The organism is Sphingomonas sp. M1-B02, from assembly GCF_026167525.1.
Lineage (GTDB): Bacteria > Pseudomonadota > Alphaproteobacteria > Sphingomonadales > Sphingomonadaceae > Sphingomonas.
In genome coordinates this window covers 2,181,296-2,197,940 of record NZ_CP110679.1, presented here as the reverse complement: position 1 = coordinate 2,197,940, position 16,645 = coordinate 2,181,296, and the positions used below count along the sequence as shown (strand labels likewise).

The following is a 16,645-nucleotide window of genomic DNA, read 5'->3' as shown; positions in this document are numbered from 1 at the left end:
ATATGGACTTCATCTCGATCCTGTCGATCTTCGTGCTGGCCTGTTTCGTCGGCTATTTCGTCGTCTGGTCGGTGACGCCGGCGCTGCATACGCCGCTGATGGCGGTGACCAATGCGATCTCGAGCGTGATCATCGTCGGCGCGCTGATCGCGGCGGCGGCGGCCGGGATCGGCGAGGGCGGGGCGGTTTCGAAATGGCTCGGGTTGCTCGCGGTGGTGCTCGCCTCGGTGAACATCTTCGGCGGGTTCGCGGTGACGGCGCGGATGCTGGCGATGTACAAGAAGAAGGTGCGCTGAGATGGAACATGCCGTCTCCGTAAGCCCCTGGGTTTCGCTGGCCTATCTGGTCGCGGGTGTCTGTTTCATCCTGGCGCTGCGCGGGCTTTCGAGCCCGGTCACCAGCCAGCGCGGCAACCGGCTCGGCATGATCGGCATGGCGATTGCGGTGGTGACGACTTTGGTGACGCATGTGCCGCGCATCATGCCTGCCTGCCCGCCCGCCGCGATTTGCGAGAATTTCGGCACGTTCGAGTTGGACACGCTGACTCTTGTCCAGATTTTGGTGGCGATCGGCATCGGCGCCGTGATCGGCCTGGTCACCGCACGTCGCATCGCGATGACCGCGATGCCGCAGCTGGTGGCGGCGTTCCACTCGTTGGTCGGCATGGCCGCCGTGCTCGTGGCAGCGGCGGCGTTCCTTAACCCCGAAGCGTTCGGCATCGTCGATGCGGCGGGCTCGATCCTGCCGGTCAGCCGAGTCGAGATGGGCCTCGGCATTGCGATCGGCGCGATCACCTTCTCGGGGTCGGTGATCGCCTTCCTGAAGCTCAACGGCAATATGGGCGGCAAGCCGATCCTGTTGCCGGGGCGGCACGTCATCAACCTGGCGGTGCTGGCCGCTATCCTCGGGCTGATCGCTTATTTCACGCAGGACCAGTCGCCCTGGATCTTCTGGACGATCACGATCCTGGCGTTCGCGATCGGCTTCCTGCTGATCGTGCCGATCGGCGGGGCGGACATGCCGGTGGTGGTGTCGATGCTCAACAGCTATTCGGGCTGGGCGGCGGCGGCGATGGGGTTCACGCTGCACAATAGCGCGATGATCATCACCGGGGCGCTGGTGGGCTCGTCGGGCGCGATCCTGAGCTATATCATGTGCCGGGCGATGAACCGCAGCTTCATCAGCGTGATCGCGGGCGGATTCGGCGGCGACAGCGGCGGGAGCAGCGCGGCGGCGGCGACCGATCGTCCGTGGAAGCGCGGATCGGCCGAGGATGCCGCCTTCCTGATGAGCCAGGCCGAGCAGGTCATCATCGTCCCCGGTTATGGCATGGCGGTCGCGCAGGCGCAGCATGCGCTGCGCGAAATGGGCGACAAGCTCAAGGAACATGGCGTGCGGGTGAAATATGCGATCCACCCGGTCGCGGGGCGGATGCCGGGGCATATGAACGTGCTGCTCGCCGAGGCGAACGTGCCCTATGACGAAGTGTTCGAGCTGGAGGACATCAACTCCGAATTCGCGCAGACCGATGTCGCCTTCATCATCGGCGCCAACGACGTCGTCAATCCGGCGGCCAAGACCGACAAGGGCTCGCCAATCTATGGCATGCCGGTGTTCGACGTGGGCAAGGCCAAGACCGTCTTGTTCATCAAGCGATCGATGGGCGGGGTGGGCTATGCAGGCGTGGACAATGACGTATTCTATGCCGATAATACGATGATGCTGCTGGCGGACGCGAAGAAGATGGTCGAAGAGATCGTCAAGTCGCTCGATTAGTTCGAATTTGTACCAATTTCTTCCGAAATGGAGGAAATGATCGCCTGCCCCGTCCGCGGGTCGCCTCATAACCTCCGAAACGGAGGAAATCGGACTCACCCGTTTCGGAGCCTTGCGGCACATCCGGAACAGAAGATGAACTCGAGGAGGCAGGACCTGGCCATGCTCGATCCAAGCTATGCGACGATGGCGAAAGCGCTGGTGATTGCCGAGGGCGATGGTGGCGATGCCGTGGCGGCGCTGCGGCATGCCGGCTATGCGACGCCGGCACCGGTGGGCTTCGCCGCGGTCGCGCGCGACCTCAGCAATTATGACGGGCTCGACATGATATTGATCGAGGGAGCGGGCGCGCCGGACGATCTTTTCGACCTGGTGCTTGCGCGGGCCGACACGATGGCGCGTGAGCGTTCGCTGGGGATAGTCGCGGCGATCACGCTGCAACAGATCGACGTCGCGGCAGCGCATCTGCTGGGGCCGCGCACGCAATTGCTGTGCGAGCCGAGCCAGGCCGAACGGATTGCCGCGATCGCCGCTGCGCGCTGGCTGGCGCGGGGCGTGGTGAACGATGTCACCCGCGAGGCCGAATCGGTGCGGCTGCAGCGGCTCAACGAAGAGATTGCGCGGATCGCCGACACGCTCGCGCGACTGACGCGGGGGGAAGATGGCGAGAGGCGCAGGAGCGTGCGGGCGCCCGACAACGACTATCGCGGCCCCGACGACGGCGCGCCGATCGAGATCAGCCCGCAAGAGGTGCGCGCGACGATCCGATCGCGGCGGATGCGGGGGCAGTTTTTCCAGGGCGATCTGTTCGCCGATCCGGCATGGGACATGTTGCTCGATCTGTTCGCGTCGGCCCTCGAGCGGCGGCAGGTCTCGGTCTCGAGCCTGTGCATCGCCGCGGCGGTGCCGCCGACGACCGCGCTGCGCTGGATCGGGACGCTGCACGATGCCGGGCTGTTCGAGCGACAGGCGGATCCGAGCGATCGGCGCCGGGCCTATATCGGGCTGAGCGCGAAGGGGCTCGACGGGATGCGCAGCTATGCGAGCGCGGTGAAGCGGGCCGGGCTACAAATGGTGTGACCCCTTGCCCTGCGCGACGGCTTTTGGCATCGCGGTCGGCGAGGGCGCTTAGCTCAGTTGGTAGAGCATCTCGTTTACACCGAGAGGGTCGGCGGTTCGAGCCCGTCAGCGCCCACCATTTCCTCCGCCGATGCCGTTGATGCGGCGTGCGCGAGGATTCCCCGATCGGTCCAGTGCGCGCGATAGACCTGGCGCACCGCTTCGAGATCGCGGGGGTGCGACATCACGGTTTCGTTGCGGGCGAGCGCGTCCGCCGCGCACAGCGCGAGCATGCCATGGGCAGCGGGCGCAATCGCGGCGATTTCGGCAAGCGAGCGTTGAAGCTTGATCGCGACTTCGACATTGGCTGCACCATCGCGGGCGATCGGTCGGAAGAGATCGTCGAGCAGATCGCCGATGTGCAGATCGGGCAGCCGGACGCGCTCGCTTGCCGGTTTGCCCGGCCTGGCTTCGTCGAGCATCGAGATCATCACGCGCACGCCGGATCCCAGCACCGCGATCGCCGTTCCGGGATCGTTGACTGCGGGCGACAATGCCCGGCTGGCGATTTCAGAGAGCACGACCAGGCCGAGCCGCGGATCATGGTCGAACTGGCGATGATGATCGAAGGTGAAGGCACTGCAGATTTGGCCATCGCTTGCCTCGTCGCCTCCATCCAGCCGGGCGATCGCGCGGCTCGGGCTGACGAACGCGCCGGGCATCACCTGTACGTGGATGATGCAGTCGAGGCGCGCGGCGATCTCGTCGAGCGCGGTCAGATCGATATGGGCGATGTAGCCCGTCTTGTCGGCAAACAATGCGCGGCGGCCGTTGGTCGCGTTGGCTCCCGCCGGCACGACGCGCACGGCATAGCCGGATCGATCGATCGCGCCGGTCGTCACCTTCTCGACCCGGTCGATCGTGTCGCCGACCCGCCCGAAGTTCGACAGATGCTCGATCCAGCGCAGCAAAGTGACGACGATGATCGCGATGACCAGGATCGTGCCGATGAACAGGATGAAGCGGCCCGATTTGCCATAGAGTCCGGTCGAGAGCGCGCAGATGCCGACGATCGAGAAGAGGAAGGCGCCGATGAAGGTGGAAAGCGCGTTCTGCGCGGTCGTATCCTCGACCAGCAACTGGGTCGCGCGCGGAGTGATGCTGTTTGCGGCGGCCGAGAAGGCCGACACCATTGCAGTGAGCGAGAAGGTCGTCACCGCCAACATCGACGAGGCAAGGATGCCGAGGATATTGTCGACCGCGTCCGAGCCGATCTTGGCGCCGATATCGTCGGGGATATAGGGCGCGACGAACGCGGCGAGCAGCGCGAGACCGACCGAAGCCAGCGAAAAATATGCCGCCCGGAACCAGATCCGGCGAAACAGCAGGCTGACCACCCATTTCCAGCGTGAGCTCATGCCCCGGACGCGGTGCGCCGCTCCGCTCATGGGCCGATATCGGCGGCGTCGCTGCGCAATCGCGCCTTGGCATTGTCTGCGAAACCCAGCGCGCTCGCGATCGGCGCGTTCCACCCATAGGGATCGGCTCGCAGCGCCACCTTGCCGGTCTCGTCGACGAAGACGTTGCGATAGATCAGCCGGACGGGAATGGGCTTTCTGAGCGGGACGAATTGCTGCTCGCCGCCCATCTGCGCCGCGAGCCATGCCTCGCCGATGCCCTGATCCTCGGCAAGCAGTTGCGCGAAGCCCAGCGCATCCTCGACGCGGACGCAACCGTGGCTGCGATGCCGCTGGCTGCGATCGAACAGTTCGGGCGCAGACGTATCGTGCAGATAGATTGCATGCTGGTTGTGCATATCGAACTTGACCATGCCGAGGGCGTTTTCGGGCCCCGATCCCTGGACGATCCAGCCATCGCGGAGCACCATATTGTTGCGCTGCAGATAGTCGGCGCCGACATTGGCGAGCTCGCCATTCTGGATCGACTTGGGGACGGTCCAGGTGGGATTGGCGACCAGCCGATAGATGGGCGATTGCAGCGGAGGCGTCTCGGTGCCGGGCTTGCCGACGACGACGCGCCGCGTGTCCACCAGGACGCCGTCGCGATAATATTGGAGCTGGGTGGCGGCGGTGTTGACGTCGATCCGGGTCGCCGGCGGGGTGCGATCGAGCCAGCGCCGCCGCTCCAGCGCGACCGCGATCGCGCGCGCACGATCGCCGGCGCCCAGGTTCAGCACGCCCAGCGTATCGGGGCCGATCACGCCGTCGGCGGCAATGCCGTAATCGCGCTGGAGCGCCTTGACCGCTTCGGCGATGCGCTGGGTATAGACGGGAGGACCGGCCGCAGGAGTAGCCGACGATGTGGGCGGCAAATATTCCGCGGTGATCAATTGCTCGGCGATCGCGGCGATGCGCGGATCGACATCGCCGACCTTGAGCAGATTGCCGCCGCCGATCTCCGGCTCGGCGGCATCCTGCGATTTGGCGCGAAGATCGAGATAGGCCTGGGACAGCCGGGTATATTCGTCGTCCTGCGGCGCCAGGCTCGCAAGCCATTCGCGCAACCTTCCCTCGGCGAGGGCCTTTGCCAGTGCCGGTTCGGGATCGAGGCGGGCGCGGGCTAGGGTGAAGGGATCGTGCTGGGTGGTCGGATCGACCAGCCCGTGCGCGAGCGCCCGGGCATAGCGAAGCGCCGCGGCTTTGAGCGCTTCGCCCGACGTGCCGTCCGCCACTTTGAGGAAGATGACATGGTCGAGCCCGTGCCGGGCGCGATCGGCGAGCGCCGATATCAGCGCCAGCCGCGACGCATCATCCCACGCACCCGCTTCCTGCTGCACGCCGGCGGCGAGCGCGGCTTGGGGCAAGGCGGACGTCGACGCGGCCAGGGTGGCGAGGAGCGAGAGGAGGATTGCGCGATGCGCTGTGGGCTTTTTGGTTCGCTGGGGTCGGGCGTTCGGCATAGGGACTTTCAACGGGCCGCCGGCGCTCGGTCGGCGCAGCATCGGCCCATCTTTAACGAACGGGATGTCAGCCGCATAGTTCCGGACGCTACAGTCCGCGGACCAGGCGGACGGCATAAGCGATCCAGGGCGGATTGGCGACGACCTGCTGGCGGGTGCCGGCGCCGAGCGGGAGCAGATGGAGCTTGCCCTCTTCGCGGCCGATCAGCCGACCGAACAGGAAGCGGCCCGCGGGGCGCGGGACCAGCACGTCGCGGTTCAACGCGCGGGCAAAGGCTTCGGGGGCGAGCATCGCGCACCAGATTTCGTCGCCGGCGCGATAGTCGCCGATCCCGCCGGTGACGGTGACCGCGGTCATGCCCGGCTCGGCGCGCGGCGGGACCACATTGGAGGGGCGGCGCGGTGCCTGCGCGCCCGAGGCATCGAGCAACGCGGCGACCGGTATTTCGGGCCGATCGGGCAGCCGGACGAGATCGGCGGCGTCGACCTCGAGCGCGGCGGCGATGCGGTTGAGCCAGCCGACCGAGACGGTGCGGGTGCCGGTCTCGAGCCGGCCCACGGTCTGTGCGGTGGTCGGTGGATCGCAACGCAGCGCCACGTCTTCGAGCGTCAGGCCCTTTGCCCGGCGAACTTCGCGGATTGCCGTGATCATCGAGAAATCTCCTAACCGATCTGGTTTTTCTCTTTCCTACACATGAGCCTTCATGGCAAGAGGTGCGAATCGGAACAAAAGGAGATCATGATGCGCGAGCTGGTGGATAGGGGCGTGGATGGTGCGGGTCGGAACGTGGTCCAGGGCGGCCGCGGGGGGCGGAGCGTTACCGTCAATCTGGGCGAATCGCCGCTGTCCTGGCTTCGCGCGCGCGGGCATGTCGATGCACGGCAATATGAGGCGGGCGAGCGATTGCGGGCCGATTATGAGACCGCGTCGCTGGGCGCGCGGGTGACGATGCGCTGGGACGGCGCGCCGCGGGCGGCGGGGCGGCGCGGGGCGAGCGAGGCGCTCGACCCGACGCTGGCGCAGATCGCGGCCAAGCGGCGGTTCGACGCGGCGGTAGGCGCGGCAGGCCCCGGCCTTTGCGACATATTATGGCGGGTGGTGTGCGCGGGCGAAGGGCTGGCCGGCGCCGAGAAGGCACTCGGCTGGCCGATGCGGGCGGGCAAAGTGGTGCTCGGGCTCGCGCTGGATCGGCTGGCGGATCACTACCGCTTGCCCTGACGCGACTCGGTTCGTCTTAAATATCAGGTTTAACAAAGCGCTAGGGATGAAAGTGGGGAACGGGCGGCGGCACTCGTGCGATATGTGCGGCCACAGGCTGTCGGGGGTCATCATGTTGAACCAAATCAAAACGGACGAGCGCCGCCGTGCGCCGAGAATCAAACTGTTCCAGCCGGCCGAAATGGTGTGCGGATCGGGGGAACGCGAGCGGGTGCACCTGCTCAACCTGTCGACCAGCGGTGCGCTTGCTTATGCGCAGCGCGCGCCGGCGCCCGGCGATGCCGTCGAACTGGCGTGCGGGGCGGTGCTGGGCGCGGCGCGGGTGGCCTGGGCGAGCGGACAGCGCTTCGGACTGCATTTCGATGCGCCGATCCCGCCTGCCCAGATCGAGGCGCTGCTGCGCGAGCAAGCCGAGGTGATCGCGAACGCCACGCGTCGGCTGGGGCTCGCGAGCTAGCCCTCGTCAGCGCGCAGGGGTCGCCGTCTTGCCGAGGAAGCGGTTATAGGCCCAGCCGATGCCGATCAGCGCGACGCCCAGCCCTAGGAAGGACAGGATCCGCAGGATTCCGTCGAGCGCGGCGGCGTCGATCAGGAAGACCTTGAAGGTGACGAGCGTCAGCAGGACCAGGCCGGCAACGCGCAGATCATGTCTCGCGGCGCTGATGCCGCGCCATAGCCAGAACAAGGCCACGCCGAGCAGGATCGCCGAATAGCCGCCATTCTCGCCGGTGCCGACCGGGCCGGTCACGATGCTGCCATGCGCGGCCTGGCGGACGAAGGCGAGCGCGGCGGCGATCGTCAGCAAGGCGGCGCCGGCGCGGATCGGGCGGGCGGGACCGAGCGCCCACAGCCAGAAGGCGGCGAGCGCCAGATGGAGCACGAAGGCGTTGAGCAGCGGGAGGCTGCCGACCGCCTGGGGGACCAGCACCGGCGACAGGATCAGCAGATCGAACCAGACGAGCCGCGCCAGTCCCAGCGTCAGCAGGATTCCGGCAAAGGTCGGCAGCAGGCCTCGGCGGAGCATCAGCCAGCCTGCGGCCAGGCAGGCCTGGGTGAGCAAGGCACGCTCGACGAAGCCCCATTCGCCGAACCGCGGGAGATCGGCGATGGCGAGCGGCTGCTTGGCGAGCGCGTAGAGCAAGAGGATGGCGATGCCGATGCCGATGCCGCCGACCAGCCGCCGCGCCCCGGCGAGCATGCGGGGATCGAGCAGGATGAAGAGCAACGCGGCGGTGGGCAAAGCGAGCCCGCGGAAGAAGTCGCCGAGCGCGGGCAGGCGCAGATAGGGAAGGCGATCGCCGGTGGTCGAAGCGAGGATGAGATCGCCGAGCGTCACCAGCGGCAGCGCGGCTGCGACCAATGCCGCCAGATAGGGAAAGGCCGGCAGCAAGAAGAGGCGGGGGCTGGCTGCGCTGCGCGCCCAGGCGGCGAGCGCGACGATCGCGAGGCTGAGCGGGACGGCGATCCAGGCGCCGGGGAGGAACTGGGCGAGGCCGACGGTGGCGAGCAGAGCGGCGGCGGCGCTGGCGGGGGCCGGTGCGGCATCGGTGCGCGCACGATCCAGCCAAGCGAGCCGTGCGCAGGCGGCGGCGGCGATCAGTTCGAGCAGGCCCCAGGCGAGCGGATCGAGCAAGGACGGCGCGCAGGCATGCGCCACGAGCAGCGGCCCGGCGCTGCCGCCCAGCGCCAGGATCGACCAGCGGCGATCGCGGGGCGCGAAAAGCTGGCCGGGGACGGCGAAAAGCAGCGTGGCGAGGATGGCGGCGATCGGGGTGGCGCTGCGTTCGGGCTGGATCAGCGCGAGCGCTTCGAGCAGCAGCAGGAAGCCGAGCGCGGCGAGTGCGGCGGGGAGATAGAGGTTATCGCGCCACGCGAGGAACAAAGCTGCGGCGGCGAGGACCAGGTAGAAGCTCCAGGCGAGCGCGCCGAATTCGAGCGCGGGGGCGAGCGCCACGAGCTGGACGAAGCCGGCGACCAAAGGGGCTAGCCGCAGCCACGGGTTGCGCGTGCCGGTGGCGGGGAGCGCGACGCTGGCGCAGGCGGCGAGCAGCATCGTGAAGGCGCCGACCGCCGACAGGTCCTGCGGGCGCCCGTCGAGTGAGGCGACGAGGAAATTGATCCAGCCGAAACCGGCGACGCTTGCGGCGAGCGCCAGCCAGCCCCAGCCGCGATGCACTGCGAGCCCGAACAGGGCCGTGATGAACAGCGCAAGATAGACGAGCAGGGGACCGATCCCGGCCGCGTCGAAGCCGGCGACGAGCGGGGCCGCGAAGCCGCCGACCAGCGCCATCACCGCGGTGGGCGGGCCGTGGCGCAGCGCCAGCGCCATCGCGGCGCCGGTGACGAGCAGCACGAGCATGAAGGCGGGAAGCGGCGTGACGAGATCGTAGAGCGCGGCGGCCATGTAGAGCGTGCCGTAGAGGCTGGCGATTCCGGCACCGGCGAGGACCTGGGCGACGCGGGGATCCTCCGCGGTGGCGGGGAAGCGGCGCGCGGCTTCGCTGGCGGCGACCAGCGCGACGCCGAACAGGGCGGCCAAGACGGTGCGGGTGCCGGGTCCGAGCAGACCGCTCTCGATCGAGTAGCGGACGAGGAAGATGCCGGCGAGAACGAGCGCCGCGCCGCCGATCCAGATCGGCAATCGACCGCCGATCAGCGATTCGAGGTTGAGGCGCGGCTCGGGCTGGGAGGGAATTGGGGGTGGCGGAGGTGCGATGGCCTTCTCTGTCGGAGCGGCGGCGGTGTCCTCCTCCGCGGTGATCACGGCGCGTGCCACGATCCGCGCGGTGGCGGCTGCGGTATCGCGCTCCGGCGCCTCGCTTGATGCGCGCGCATCGCTGCGTTCGAGCCGGCTTTCGAGACGGCGCAGCTCAGCCTCCAGCAAGCCGATCCGCCGCAGGACCCGCTGGAAGGCCACGGCGCCGCCGAGGATGAGCAGGAGGATCAGGGCTTCCACGGGCGGCTCTCTGACACAGCTCGCCCAGCCTGTCGCGATAAAGCACGGCCTTGCGCGATTTGCGCGGCTTTGCAGGCATGCGCGGTGCTGGTACGATCACTCCCGAAATCGGGAGGATGCCGTGATCGTCTATGGCTCGACGCTGTCGCCTTATGTGCGCAAATGCATGGTGTTCGGGGCGGAGAAGGGGCTCGAGATCGAGCTCAAGCCTGCGGGTATGGGGCAGGGTGGCGAAGAGTTCCGCGTGACCAGTCCGTTCGGCAAGATGCCGGGATTTCGCGACGGCGACTTCACGATCTCCGACTCCAGCGCGATCGTGACTTATCTGGAGGCGCAATATCCCGAGCCGAACCTGATCCCGGCCGAGCCGCGCGCGCGGGCCCGGACGATCTGGTTCGACGAACTGGCGGACACGCTGGTCATGACGGCGAGCAGCGCGATCTTCGGCAATCGCTTCGTGCGCCCGCGCGTCCTGAAGCAGGAATGCGATCATGCGGCGGCCGACGCCGCCGAGCGCGATCTGCTGCCGCCGATCCTGGCCTATCTGGAGGGCGTGATCCCCACGTCCAATTTCCTTGTCGAGGATCGGCTGACGCTGGCCGACATCGCCGTCGCCGGCCCGTTCGCCACGCTGGGCTGCATTGGCGTGAGGATCGATCCTGCTTCCTATCCGCGCACGGCCGCTTATGTGGCGGCGCTCCACGCTCGGCCAAGCTTTGCCGACTGCATCGCGCGCGACCAAGGGATGGTGCACGCGATGGGCGGGCCGGTGCTCGCGGCCGTCGAGTAGCCAAGAGGCCCGCATCCCCCTAAATGGGGTGTATGCGGATTGCGTTGACCAAGTGCCACGGATCGGGAAATGACTTCCCACTGATCGACGCGCGCGCGCTTTCCCTGAGCGACGCGGAATGGGCCGGTGTGGCGCGGGCGCTAGCGGACCGCGACGGGCCGGTGGGGGGCGACGGGATGTTGCTGCTAGTCGAGGGGGATGCCGAGCATCCGTTCGGGATGCGGATGTTCAACGCGGATGGGTCCGAGGCGGAGACTTGCCTCAACGGGTTGCGATGCGTCGCGCGGGCGGGGTTCGAGGCGCTGGGGATCGATGCGGCGCGGGTGAAATTGCGGACCAGCAGCGCCGAGGTGGCGCGGGTGGCCGCGCTGGCGCCGGGTGTGGCGACGGTGCGCACGACGGTGGGGCCGGCGGCGACAGGGGCCAATGCAATCGGAATGACCGGACCGACATCGGCATTGCCGAGCATGCGGGAATTTATCGCGGTGGCGATGCCCAATCCGCATCTGTTGACCTTCGTCGCGCAGGTGGATGAGGCCGAACTGGTGGCGCTGGGCGAATATTGCGAAGCCGCGCCCGCGCTGGTGCCCGAGCGGGCCAATGTCTCCTTCGTCGAGACGCGGGGGGAAGATCTGTTCGTGCGGACCTATGAACGCGGAGTCGGGCTTACCGACAGTTGCGGGAGCGCGATGGCTTCGTCGGTGCTGGCCGCGGCGCTGACCGAGCGGGTGCCGTTCGGGGCCGAAATGCTCGTCTATAACGAGGGCGGGCTCGTGCGCGGACGTGCCACCGCCGACCATTTCGTGACGATCAGCGGCAACGCCACCTTCCTCTATGACGCGACGGTGGAGGTCGATCCCGTTGCGGCGACCGCGCGCGACGCGCGGGTGGTGTCTCGGCGCGACGAGGAGGCCGAGGCCTGGGCCGAAGCGACGCTTTCCATGCCGTCCGTTTGAGGCGGATGCACCCAAATCCGGTTCGGTACGTTAGTGTAAGGACAGCGGCTTTCGGGTCACCGGCTATGAGGATTGGATGAGTAGCAGCGCAGACGTGTCGACCAAGGCCGAGCCTGTTTCCATCGGCATTCCCGATCTCGACAATATCTTGGGCGGCGGGCTGACCGGCAATCGCGCGTACCTGCTCGAAGGCACACCCGGTAGCGGCAAGACGACGATTGCGCTGCAATTTCTGCTGGAAGGCGCGCGCCGCGGCGACCGCGGGCTCTATATCACCTTGTCCGAGACGGCGGCCGAGCTGCGTGAAGTGGCGCGTAGCCATGACTGGGACTTGTCGGGCATCGAATTGTTCGAGCTGGTCAGCCGCGACGGGCTCGATCCCGAAGCCGAGCAATCGATTCTGGAGCCCAACGAAGTCGAACTGGGCGAGACGATCCAGGGGGTGATCGAGTGCGTCGATCGGCTTCGGCCGCAACGCGTGGTGTTCGACAGCCTGTCCGAGATGCGGCTGCTCGCGCAGAATTCGCTGCGCTACCGCCGCCAGATCCTGGCGCTGAAGCAATATTTCTCGCTGCGCGGCTGCACCGTGCTGATGCTCGACGATCGCAGCTCGGACCCCGGCGACCTGCAACTGCACAGCATCGCGCATGGCGTGATAACCCTGGAGCAGAGCACGCAGGAATATGGCACCGAACGGCGGCGGCTGCGCGTGGTCAAGATGCGCGGCGTGAAATATCGGGGCGGATTCCACGATTTCACGATCGAGACCGGCGGGGTCGCGGTCTTTCCACGGCTGATTGCGGCCGAGCATCACACCAATTTCACCGAGCATCTGGTCTCCACCGGTGTCGAGCGCCTCGACCAGATGCTGGGCGGCGGGCTGGCGACGGGCACCAACGCGCTGTTCAACGGGCCTTCCGGCGTCGGCAAGACCAGTACCGCGGTGCAATGCGCAATCGCGGCGATCGGGCACGGCCAGAAGGTGGCCTATTATCTGTTCGACGAGGGCCGCGCGACCTTGCTCACCCGCGCGAAGGCGCTGGGGATGGACCTGGCGCCGCATCTGGAGAGCGGTGCGCTGAAGGTGGTGCAGATCGATCCCGCCGAGCTGACCCCGGGCGAATTTGCCAGCTGGGTTCGCGACGCGGTTGAGAAGGAAGGTATCGACTTCCTGGTGATCGACAGCCTCAACGCCTTCCTTCAGGCAATGCCGGGCGAGAAATATCTGATCCTGCAGATGCATGAGATGCTGAGCTATCTGAACCAGCAGGGCGTGATCACGCTGCTAATCTTGGGCCAGCATGGCACGATCGGCGACGTTCGTTCCGAAGTCGATCTGAGCTATCTGTCCGACACGATCGTGATCTTCCGCTATTTCGAATCGAGCGGCGAGATGCTGAAGGCGATCTCTGTGGCGAAAAGCCGGACGACTGCGCATGAGTCGACGATCCGCGAGTTCCGACTGGGGCGCACCGGGCTGACGATCGGTGTGCCGCTCAAGGATTTCGAGGGCGTGCTGAGCGGCCTGCCGACCTATCGCGGCGAAACCGCGCTGCTGGGCGCGGAACCTGCCGTCGCCGAGCGCTGAGTGCAGGACCGCATCCTCCTGTTCGCGTTGCGCGGACGCGACGCGATCGTGATCGAGCAGTTGCTGGCGAAGCAGGGGCACCGATCGATTGCATGCGCCAACCCCGCGGCGCTGGCGCACGGGCTGGCCGAGGGGGCGGGGACCGCAGTGGTGACCGAGGAATCCTTCGTCGGCGCCGATTCATCGGAGATCGAGGCGTGGCTCGACGCGCAGGCGCCTTGGTCCGACTTTCCGTTCATCCTGCTCGCCACCAAGCGCGCCGGCAGCCGACCGCGCGAGGCGATGCGGCTGCTGCAGCGGCTCGGCAACGTCGTGGTGCTGGAGCGGCCGATCCACTCGGACACGCTGACCAGCGCCGTGACTTCAGCGCTGCGCGTGCGGCGGCGGCAATATGAGGCGCGTGCGCAGCTGCAGGAGTTGCAGGCCGCCGAGGACCGGCTGACCCAGCTCAATGCGACGCTGGAGACGCGGATTGCCGAGCGTACCGCCGAACTTTCGCGCGCCAACAACGAATTGATGCGCGAAGTCGCCGAGCGCGAGCGGGCGCAGGCGGCATTGGTCCAATCGCAGAAGATGGAGGCGGTCGGCCAGCTGACCGGCGGGATCGCGCATGATTTCAACAATCTGCTGACGGTCGTCTCGGGCAATCTCGAGCTGATCGGGCGCCTGGCCAAGGATTCCCGGATCGCGCGCTATGCGCGCTTCGCGAGCAGCGCGTCCGAGCGCGCGGCGAAGCTGACCCAGCAATTGCTTGCATTCTCGCGCACGCAGCAGCTGGCGTTGACGCCGATCGACATCAATGCGCTGATCGCGGGGATGGACGATCTGCTCCACCGCACCATAGGGCCGCAGATCGAGACGCGCCGGGTGACCGACCCACAGACCCCGTGGGTGAGCGCCGATTTCCAACAGCTCGAACTCGCTGTACTCAACCTGGCGATCAACGCGCGCGACGCGATGCCCGAGGGGGGCGTGCTGACGATCGAGACGGATGCCGACGCCGTGCCGCCCGCCGGACTTGCGCCGGGCCGATATGGCGTGATCCGGGTGCGCGATACCGGCAGCGGGATTTCGCCGGAGTTGCTTACGCGCGTGTTCGACCCCTTTTTCACCACCAAGCCGCTGGGCAAGGGCACCGGGCTGGGGCTCAGCCAGGTGTTCGGCATTGCCCAGCAATCGGGCGGGCTCGCGCAGATCGAGAGCGAGGAAGGCGTGGGCACGACGGTGAGCATCTGGCTGCCGCGAACCGAGCCACCGGCAGCCGACGGCAGGGACGAGTCGGCTGGCGAAGCGGCGCCGGCGGACGTGCATCGCCGCGTGCTGGTGATCGACGATGATGACGGAGTTCGCAGGTTCATGGTCGAATCTCTAGCGCTTTTTGGCTATGCGACGGTGGAGGCTTCGAACGGGGAGGATGGGCTGGCGCTGATGCGGCGGGAGATGCCGGACCTGCTGATCGTCGACTATGCGATGCCCGGGCGCAACGGCGTCGAGGTGGCGCTGGAGGCACGTGCGATGGCGCCCGACATGCCGATCGTGCTGGCGACGGGCTATGCCGACACCGACGCGGCGGCGCGGGCAAATGTGATTGCGCAGGTCTTGCGGAAACCGTTCGGGATCGAGGAACTGGCGCAGGCGATCGAATCGGCGGCGGGCGGCGTGGATCAGCCGCAGGCCAAGGCGCGGGCGAGCAGATAGGCGCGCTCCTGGCGATTGCGGGCCAGCGCGGCTGCGGCCTGGAAATGGGGACGAGCCTCGCCGCACCGTCCGGTTCGGAACAGCAGGTCGGCGCGTGCCGCCGGCAGCGGGGCATAGTGACGCAGCGCGGGAGCATCGGCGAGGTCGTCCAGCAGGCGCAGGCCGGCATCGGGCCCGAACGCCATGCCCCAAGCGATCGCGCGATTGAGATCGACCACCGGCGAGGGCGTCACGGCGCGCAGCCGATCATAGAGCGCGGCGATGCGCGGCCAATCGGTATCGGCGGCGCGGCGCGCGCGGGCGTGGCAGGCGGCGAGCGCGGCCTGCAGCAGATAGGGGCCGGCCGAGGCACCGGCCAGCGCTTCGGCCCGGGCCAGCGCATCGAGGCCACGGCGGATCAGCAGCCTATCCCAGCGCGCACGATCCTGCCGGTCGAGCGGGACGAGCGCGCCGTCCGGCGCGGTGCGCGCGGCGAGGCGCGACGCCTGGATTTCCATCAGCGCGAGCAGGCCGAGCACTTCGGGATCGCGGGGCATCAGCCCGGCCAGCACGCGACCCAGCCGTTGCGCCTCCCGGCACAGATCGGCGCGGATCAGATCGTCGCCGGCAGTGGCGGCATAGCCTTCGTTGAAGATCAGATAGACGACCTCCAGCACTGCGGGCAGCCGCGCCGCCCGCTCGGACCCGCGCGGGGTTTCGAAGGTCAGGGCCGCTCTCGCGATTGCCTTTTTCGCGCGGACGATCCGCTGGGCGATCGTGGCCTCGCTCGACAGGAAGGCGCGGGCGATCTCGTCGGTGGTGAGGCCGCCGACCACGCGCAGCGTGAGCGCAGCGCGGGCCTCGCGCGCGAGCATCGGGTGGCACGCGGTGAAGAGGAGGCCGAGCAGTTCGTCGCCGAGATCGTCTTCCATCGCCGCGATCACCTCGCCCTCGACGTCGCGCACGGCTTGCGGGGCCTGCGCGATCTCCGCATGCTTGCGTGCGCGCATCCGGTCGTGCCGCAGCAAGTCGAAGCCGCGCCGCTTGGCGACGGCCATCAGCCAGGCGCCCGGATTGGCCGGAATGCCGGTGCGCGGCCATTCGGCCAAGGCGACGAGCAACGCGTCCTGCGCCAGCTCCTCGGCACGGTCGATGTCGCGCATCAAGCGGGCGAGGCCCGCGACGAGCCGCGCGCGCTCGATGCGGAAGGCGGCCGCGATCGCCCGATGCGTCTCGCCTGCGGTCACACCGCTGTTCGGCTCAGGCGACGCCGAGCCTGCCGCGTTCGCCGTCGCGCGGCGCGGCCAGATCCTCGGGCGTGACATAGTCGGCCAGGTCGGCCGCCTCGTAGAAGGGCCTGATTTCCATCACGCCCGGCCCCATCAGCGGGCTGCGCTGCGCCCAGGCCATCGCCTCGTCCATATCCTTCACTTCCCAGATCGAGAAGCCGACGACCAGCTCGCGCGCTTCGGCGAACGGACCGTCGATGACGGTGCGGCTGACCCCATCGGTGACGATCCGCTTGGATTCGGCGCTGGGCTTCAATCCGGCGGCGGCGATGAAGACGCCGGCCTCCACCAGTTCCTCGGTGAAGCGATCCATCGCTGCGAACCCTTCGAGCATTTCAGGCGTGGGCTCCATCGCGCCTGCCTTGCTCTCGTCCATCATGCCGAACACCATGACCCGCATCGTCTGTCTCCCGGT

General features: G+C 67.7%; 15 protein-coding genes and 1 tRNA gene. 10 read left to right on the top strand and 6 right to left on the bottom strand.

Features of this window, described 5'->3' with window-relative positions:
- Positions 1–2: 2 nt before the first annotated feature.
- The 4 genes from OKW87_RS10590 to OKW87_RS10575 all read left to right on the top strand — a co-directional run bounded on the left by OKW87_RS10590 (position 3) and on the right by OKW87_RS10575 (position 2,974).
- Positions 3–296, top strand: a complete 294-nt coding sequence (locus OKW87_RS10590; protein WP_265539309.1) for a proton-translocating transhydrogenase family protein — start codon at positions 3–5, stop codon at positions 294–296.
- 1 nt (position 297) lies between these two features.
- Entirely contained in the window at positions 298–1,776 is a 1,479-nt protein-coding gene (locus OKW87_RS10585; RefSeq protein WP_265539307.1) for an NAD(P)(+) transhydrogenase (Re/Si-specific) subunit beta, read from the top strand.
- Positions 1,777–1,938: 162 nt separating this feature from the next.
- Positions 1,939–2,856, top strand: coding sequence for a winged helix DNA-binding protein (locus OKW87_RS10580; protein ID WP_265539306.1), 918 nt, complete (start codon positions 1,939–1,941; stop codon positions 2,854–2,856).
- A 42-nt stretch (positions 2,857–2,898) separates the two neighbouring features.
- Positions 2,899–2,974, top strand: a tRNA-Val gene (locus OKW87_RS10575).
- On the opposite strand, the gene OKW87_RS17555 is transcribed toward OKW87_RS10575, so the two are convergent.
- From OKW87_RS17555 to OKW87_RS10560, 3 genes are all read right to left on the bottom strand, one after another.
- A complete protein-coding gene (locus OKW87_RS17555; protein WP_443025101.1) occupies positions 2,931–4,253 on the bottom strand; it encodes a DUF2254 domain-containing protein in 1,323 nt (440 codons plus the stop codon). The two genes, OKW87_RS10575 and OKW87_RS17555, sit on opposite strands and share 44 nt — an antisense overlap.
- A gap of 26 nt (positions 4,254–4,279) precedes the next feature.
- Positions 4,280–5,659, bottom strand: a complete 1,380-nt coding sequence (locus tag OKW87_RS10565) for a L,D-transpeptidase family protein (RefSeq protein WP_265539302.1) — start codon at positions 5,657–5,659, stop codon at positions 4,280–4,282.
- A 184-nt stretch (positions 5,660–5,843) separates the two neighbouring features.
- On the bottom strand, positions 5,844–6,407 hold the full coding sequence (locus OKW87_RS10560) for a helix-turn-helix domain-containing protein (RefSeq protein ID WP_265539300.1): 564 nt from the start codon (positions 6,405–6,407) through the stop codon (positions 5,844–5,846).
- Positions 6,408–6,497: 90 nt separating this feature from the next.
- Here OKW87_RS10560 and OKW87_RS10555 point away from each other — a divergent pair, with 90 nt between their 5' ends.
- Together OKW87_RS10555 and OKW87_RS10550 are read left to right on the top strand one after the other, a co-directional pair.
- The gene (locus OKW87_RS10555) at positions 6,498–6,974 is read left to right on the top strand and encodes a DUF6456 domain-containing protein (protein ID WP_265539298.1); all 477 of its coding nucleotides are present in this window, start codon (positions 6,498–6,500) and stop codon (positions 6,972–6,974) included.
- A 115-nt stretch (positions 6,975–7,089) separates the two neighbouring features.
- Complete coding sequence (locus tag OKW87_RS10550) at positions 7,090–7,431, top strand: PilZ domain-containing protein (protein ID WP_265539296.1); 342 nt, start codon at positions 7,090–7,092, stop codon at positions 7,429–7,431.
- A 6-nt stretch (positions 7,432–7,437) separates the two neighbouring features.
- On the opposite strand, the gene OKW87_RS10545 is transcribed toward OKW87_RS10550, so the two are convergent.
- Positions 7,438–9,930, bottom strand: a complete 2,493-nt coding sequence (locus tag OKW87_RS10545; protein WP_265539294.1) for a DUF2339 domain-containing protein — start codon at positions 9,928–9,930, stop codon at positions 7,438–7,440.
- Positions 9,931–10,051: 121 nt separating this feature from the next.
- On the opposite strand from OKW87_RS10545, the gene OKW87_RS10540 reads away from it, so the two are divergent.
- The 4 genes from OKW87_RS10540 to OKW87_RS10525 all read left to right on the top strand — a co-directional run bounded on the left by OKW87_RS10540 (position 10,052) and on the right by OKW87_RS10525 (position 14,962).
- Positions 10,052–10,720 (top strand): glutathione S-transferase family protein, encoded by a 669-nt coding sequence (locus tag OKW87_RS10540; RefSeq protein ID WP_265539292.1) that lies wholly within the window; start codon positions 10,052–10,054, stop codon positions 10,718–10,720.
- Positions 10,721–10,752: 32 nt separating this feature from the next.
- A complete protein-coding gene (dapF, locus tag OKW87_RS10535) occupies positions 10,753–11,676 on the top strand; it encodes a diaminopimelate epimerase (RefSeq protein ID WP_265539290.1) in 924 nt (307 codons plus the stop codon).
- Between the two features lie 76 nt (positions 11,677–11,752).
- On the top strand, positions 11,753–13,264 hold the full coding sequence (locus OKW87_RS10530; protein ID WP_265539288.1) for an ATPase domain-containing protein: 1,512 nt from the start codon (positions 11,753–11,755) through the stop codon (positions 13,262–13,264).
- Positions 13,265–14,962, top strand: coding sequence for an ATP-binding protein (locus tag OKW87_RS10525; protein ID WP_265539286.1), 1,698 nt, complete (start codon positions 13,265–13,267; stop codon positions 14,960–14,962).
- On the opposite strand, the gene OKW87_RS10520 is transcribed toward OKW87_RS10525, so the two are convergent.
- Together OKW87_RS10520 and OKW87_RS10515 are read right to left on the bottom strand one after the other, a co-directional pair.
- Positions 14,929–16,188, bottom strand: coding sequence for an RNA polymerase sigma factor (locus OKW87_RS10520; RefSeq protein WP_265539285.1), 1,260 nt, complete (start codon positions 16,186–16,188; stop codon positions 14,929–14,931). The genes OKW87_RS10525 and OKW87_RS10520 overlap by 34 nt on opposite strands.
- A gap of 13 nt (positions 16,189–16,201) precedes the next feature.
- Positions 16,202–16,630, bottom strand: a complete 429-nt coding sequence (locus OKW87_RS10515; protein ID WP_265539283.1) for a YciI family protein — start codon at positions 16,628–16,630, stop codon at positions 16,202–16,204.
- Between the last annotated feature and the right edge of the window lie 15 nt (positions 16,631–16,645).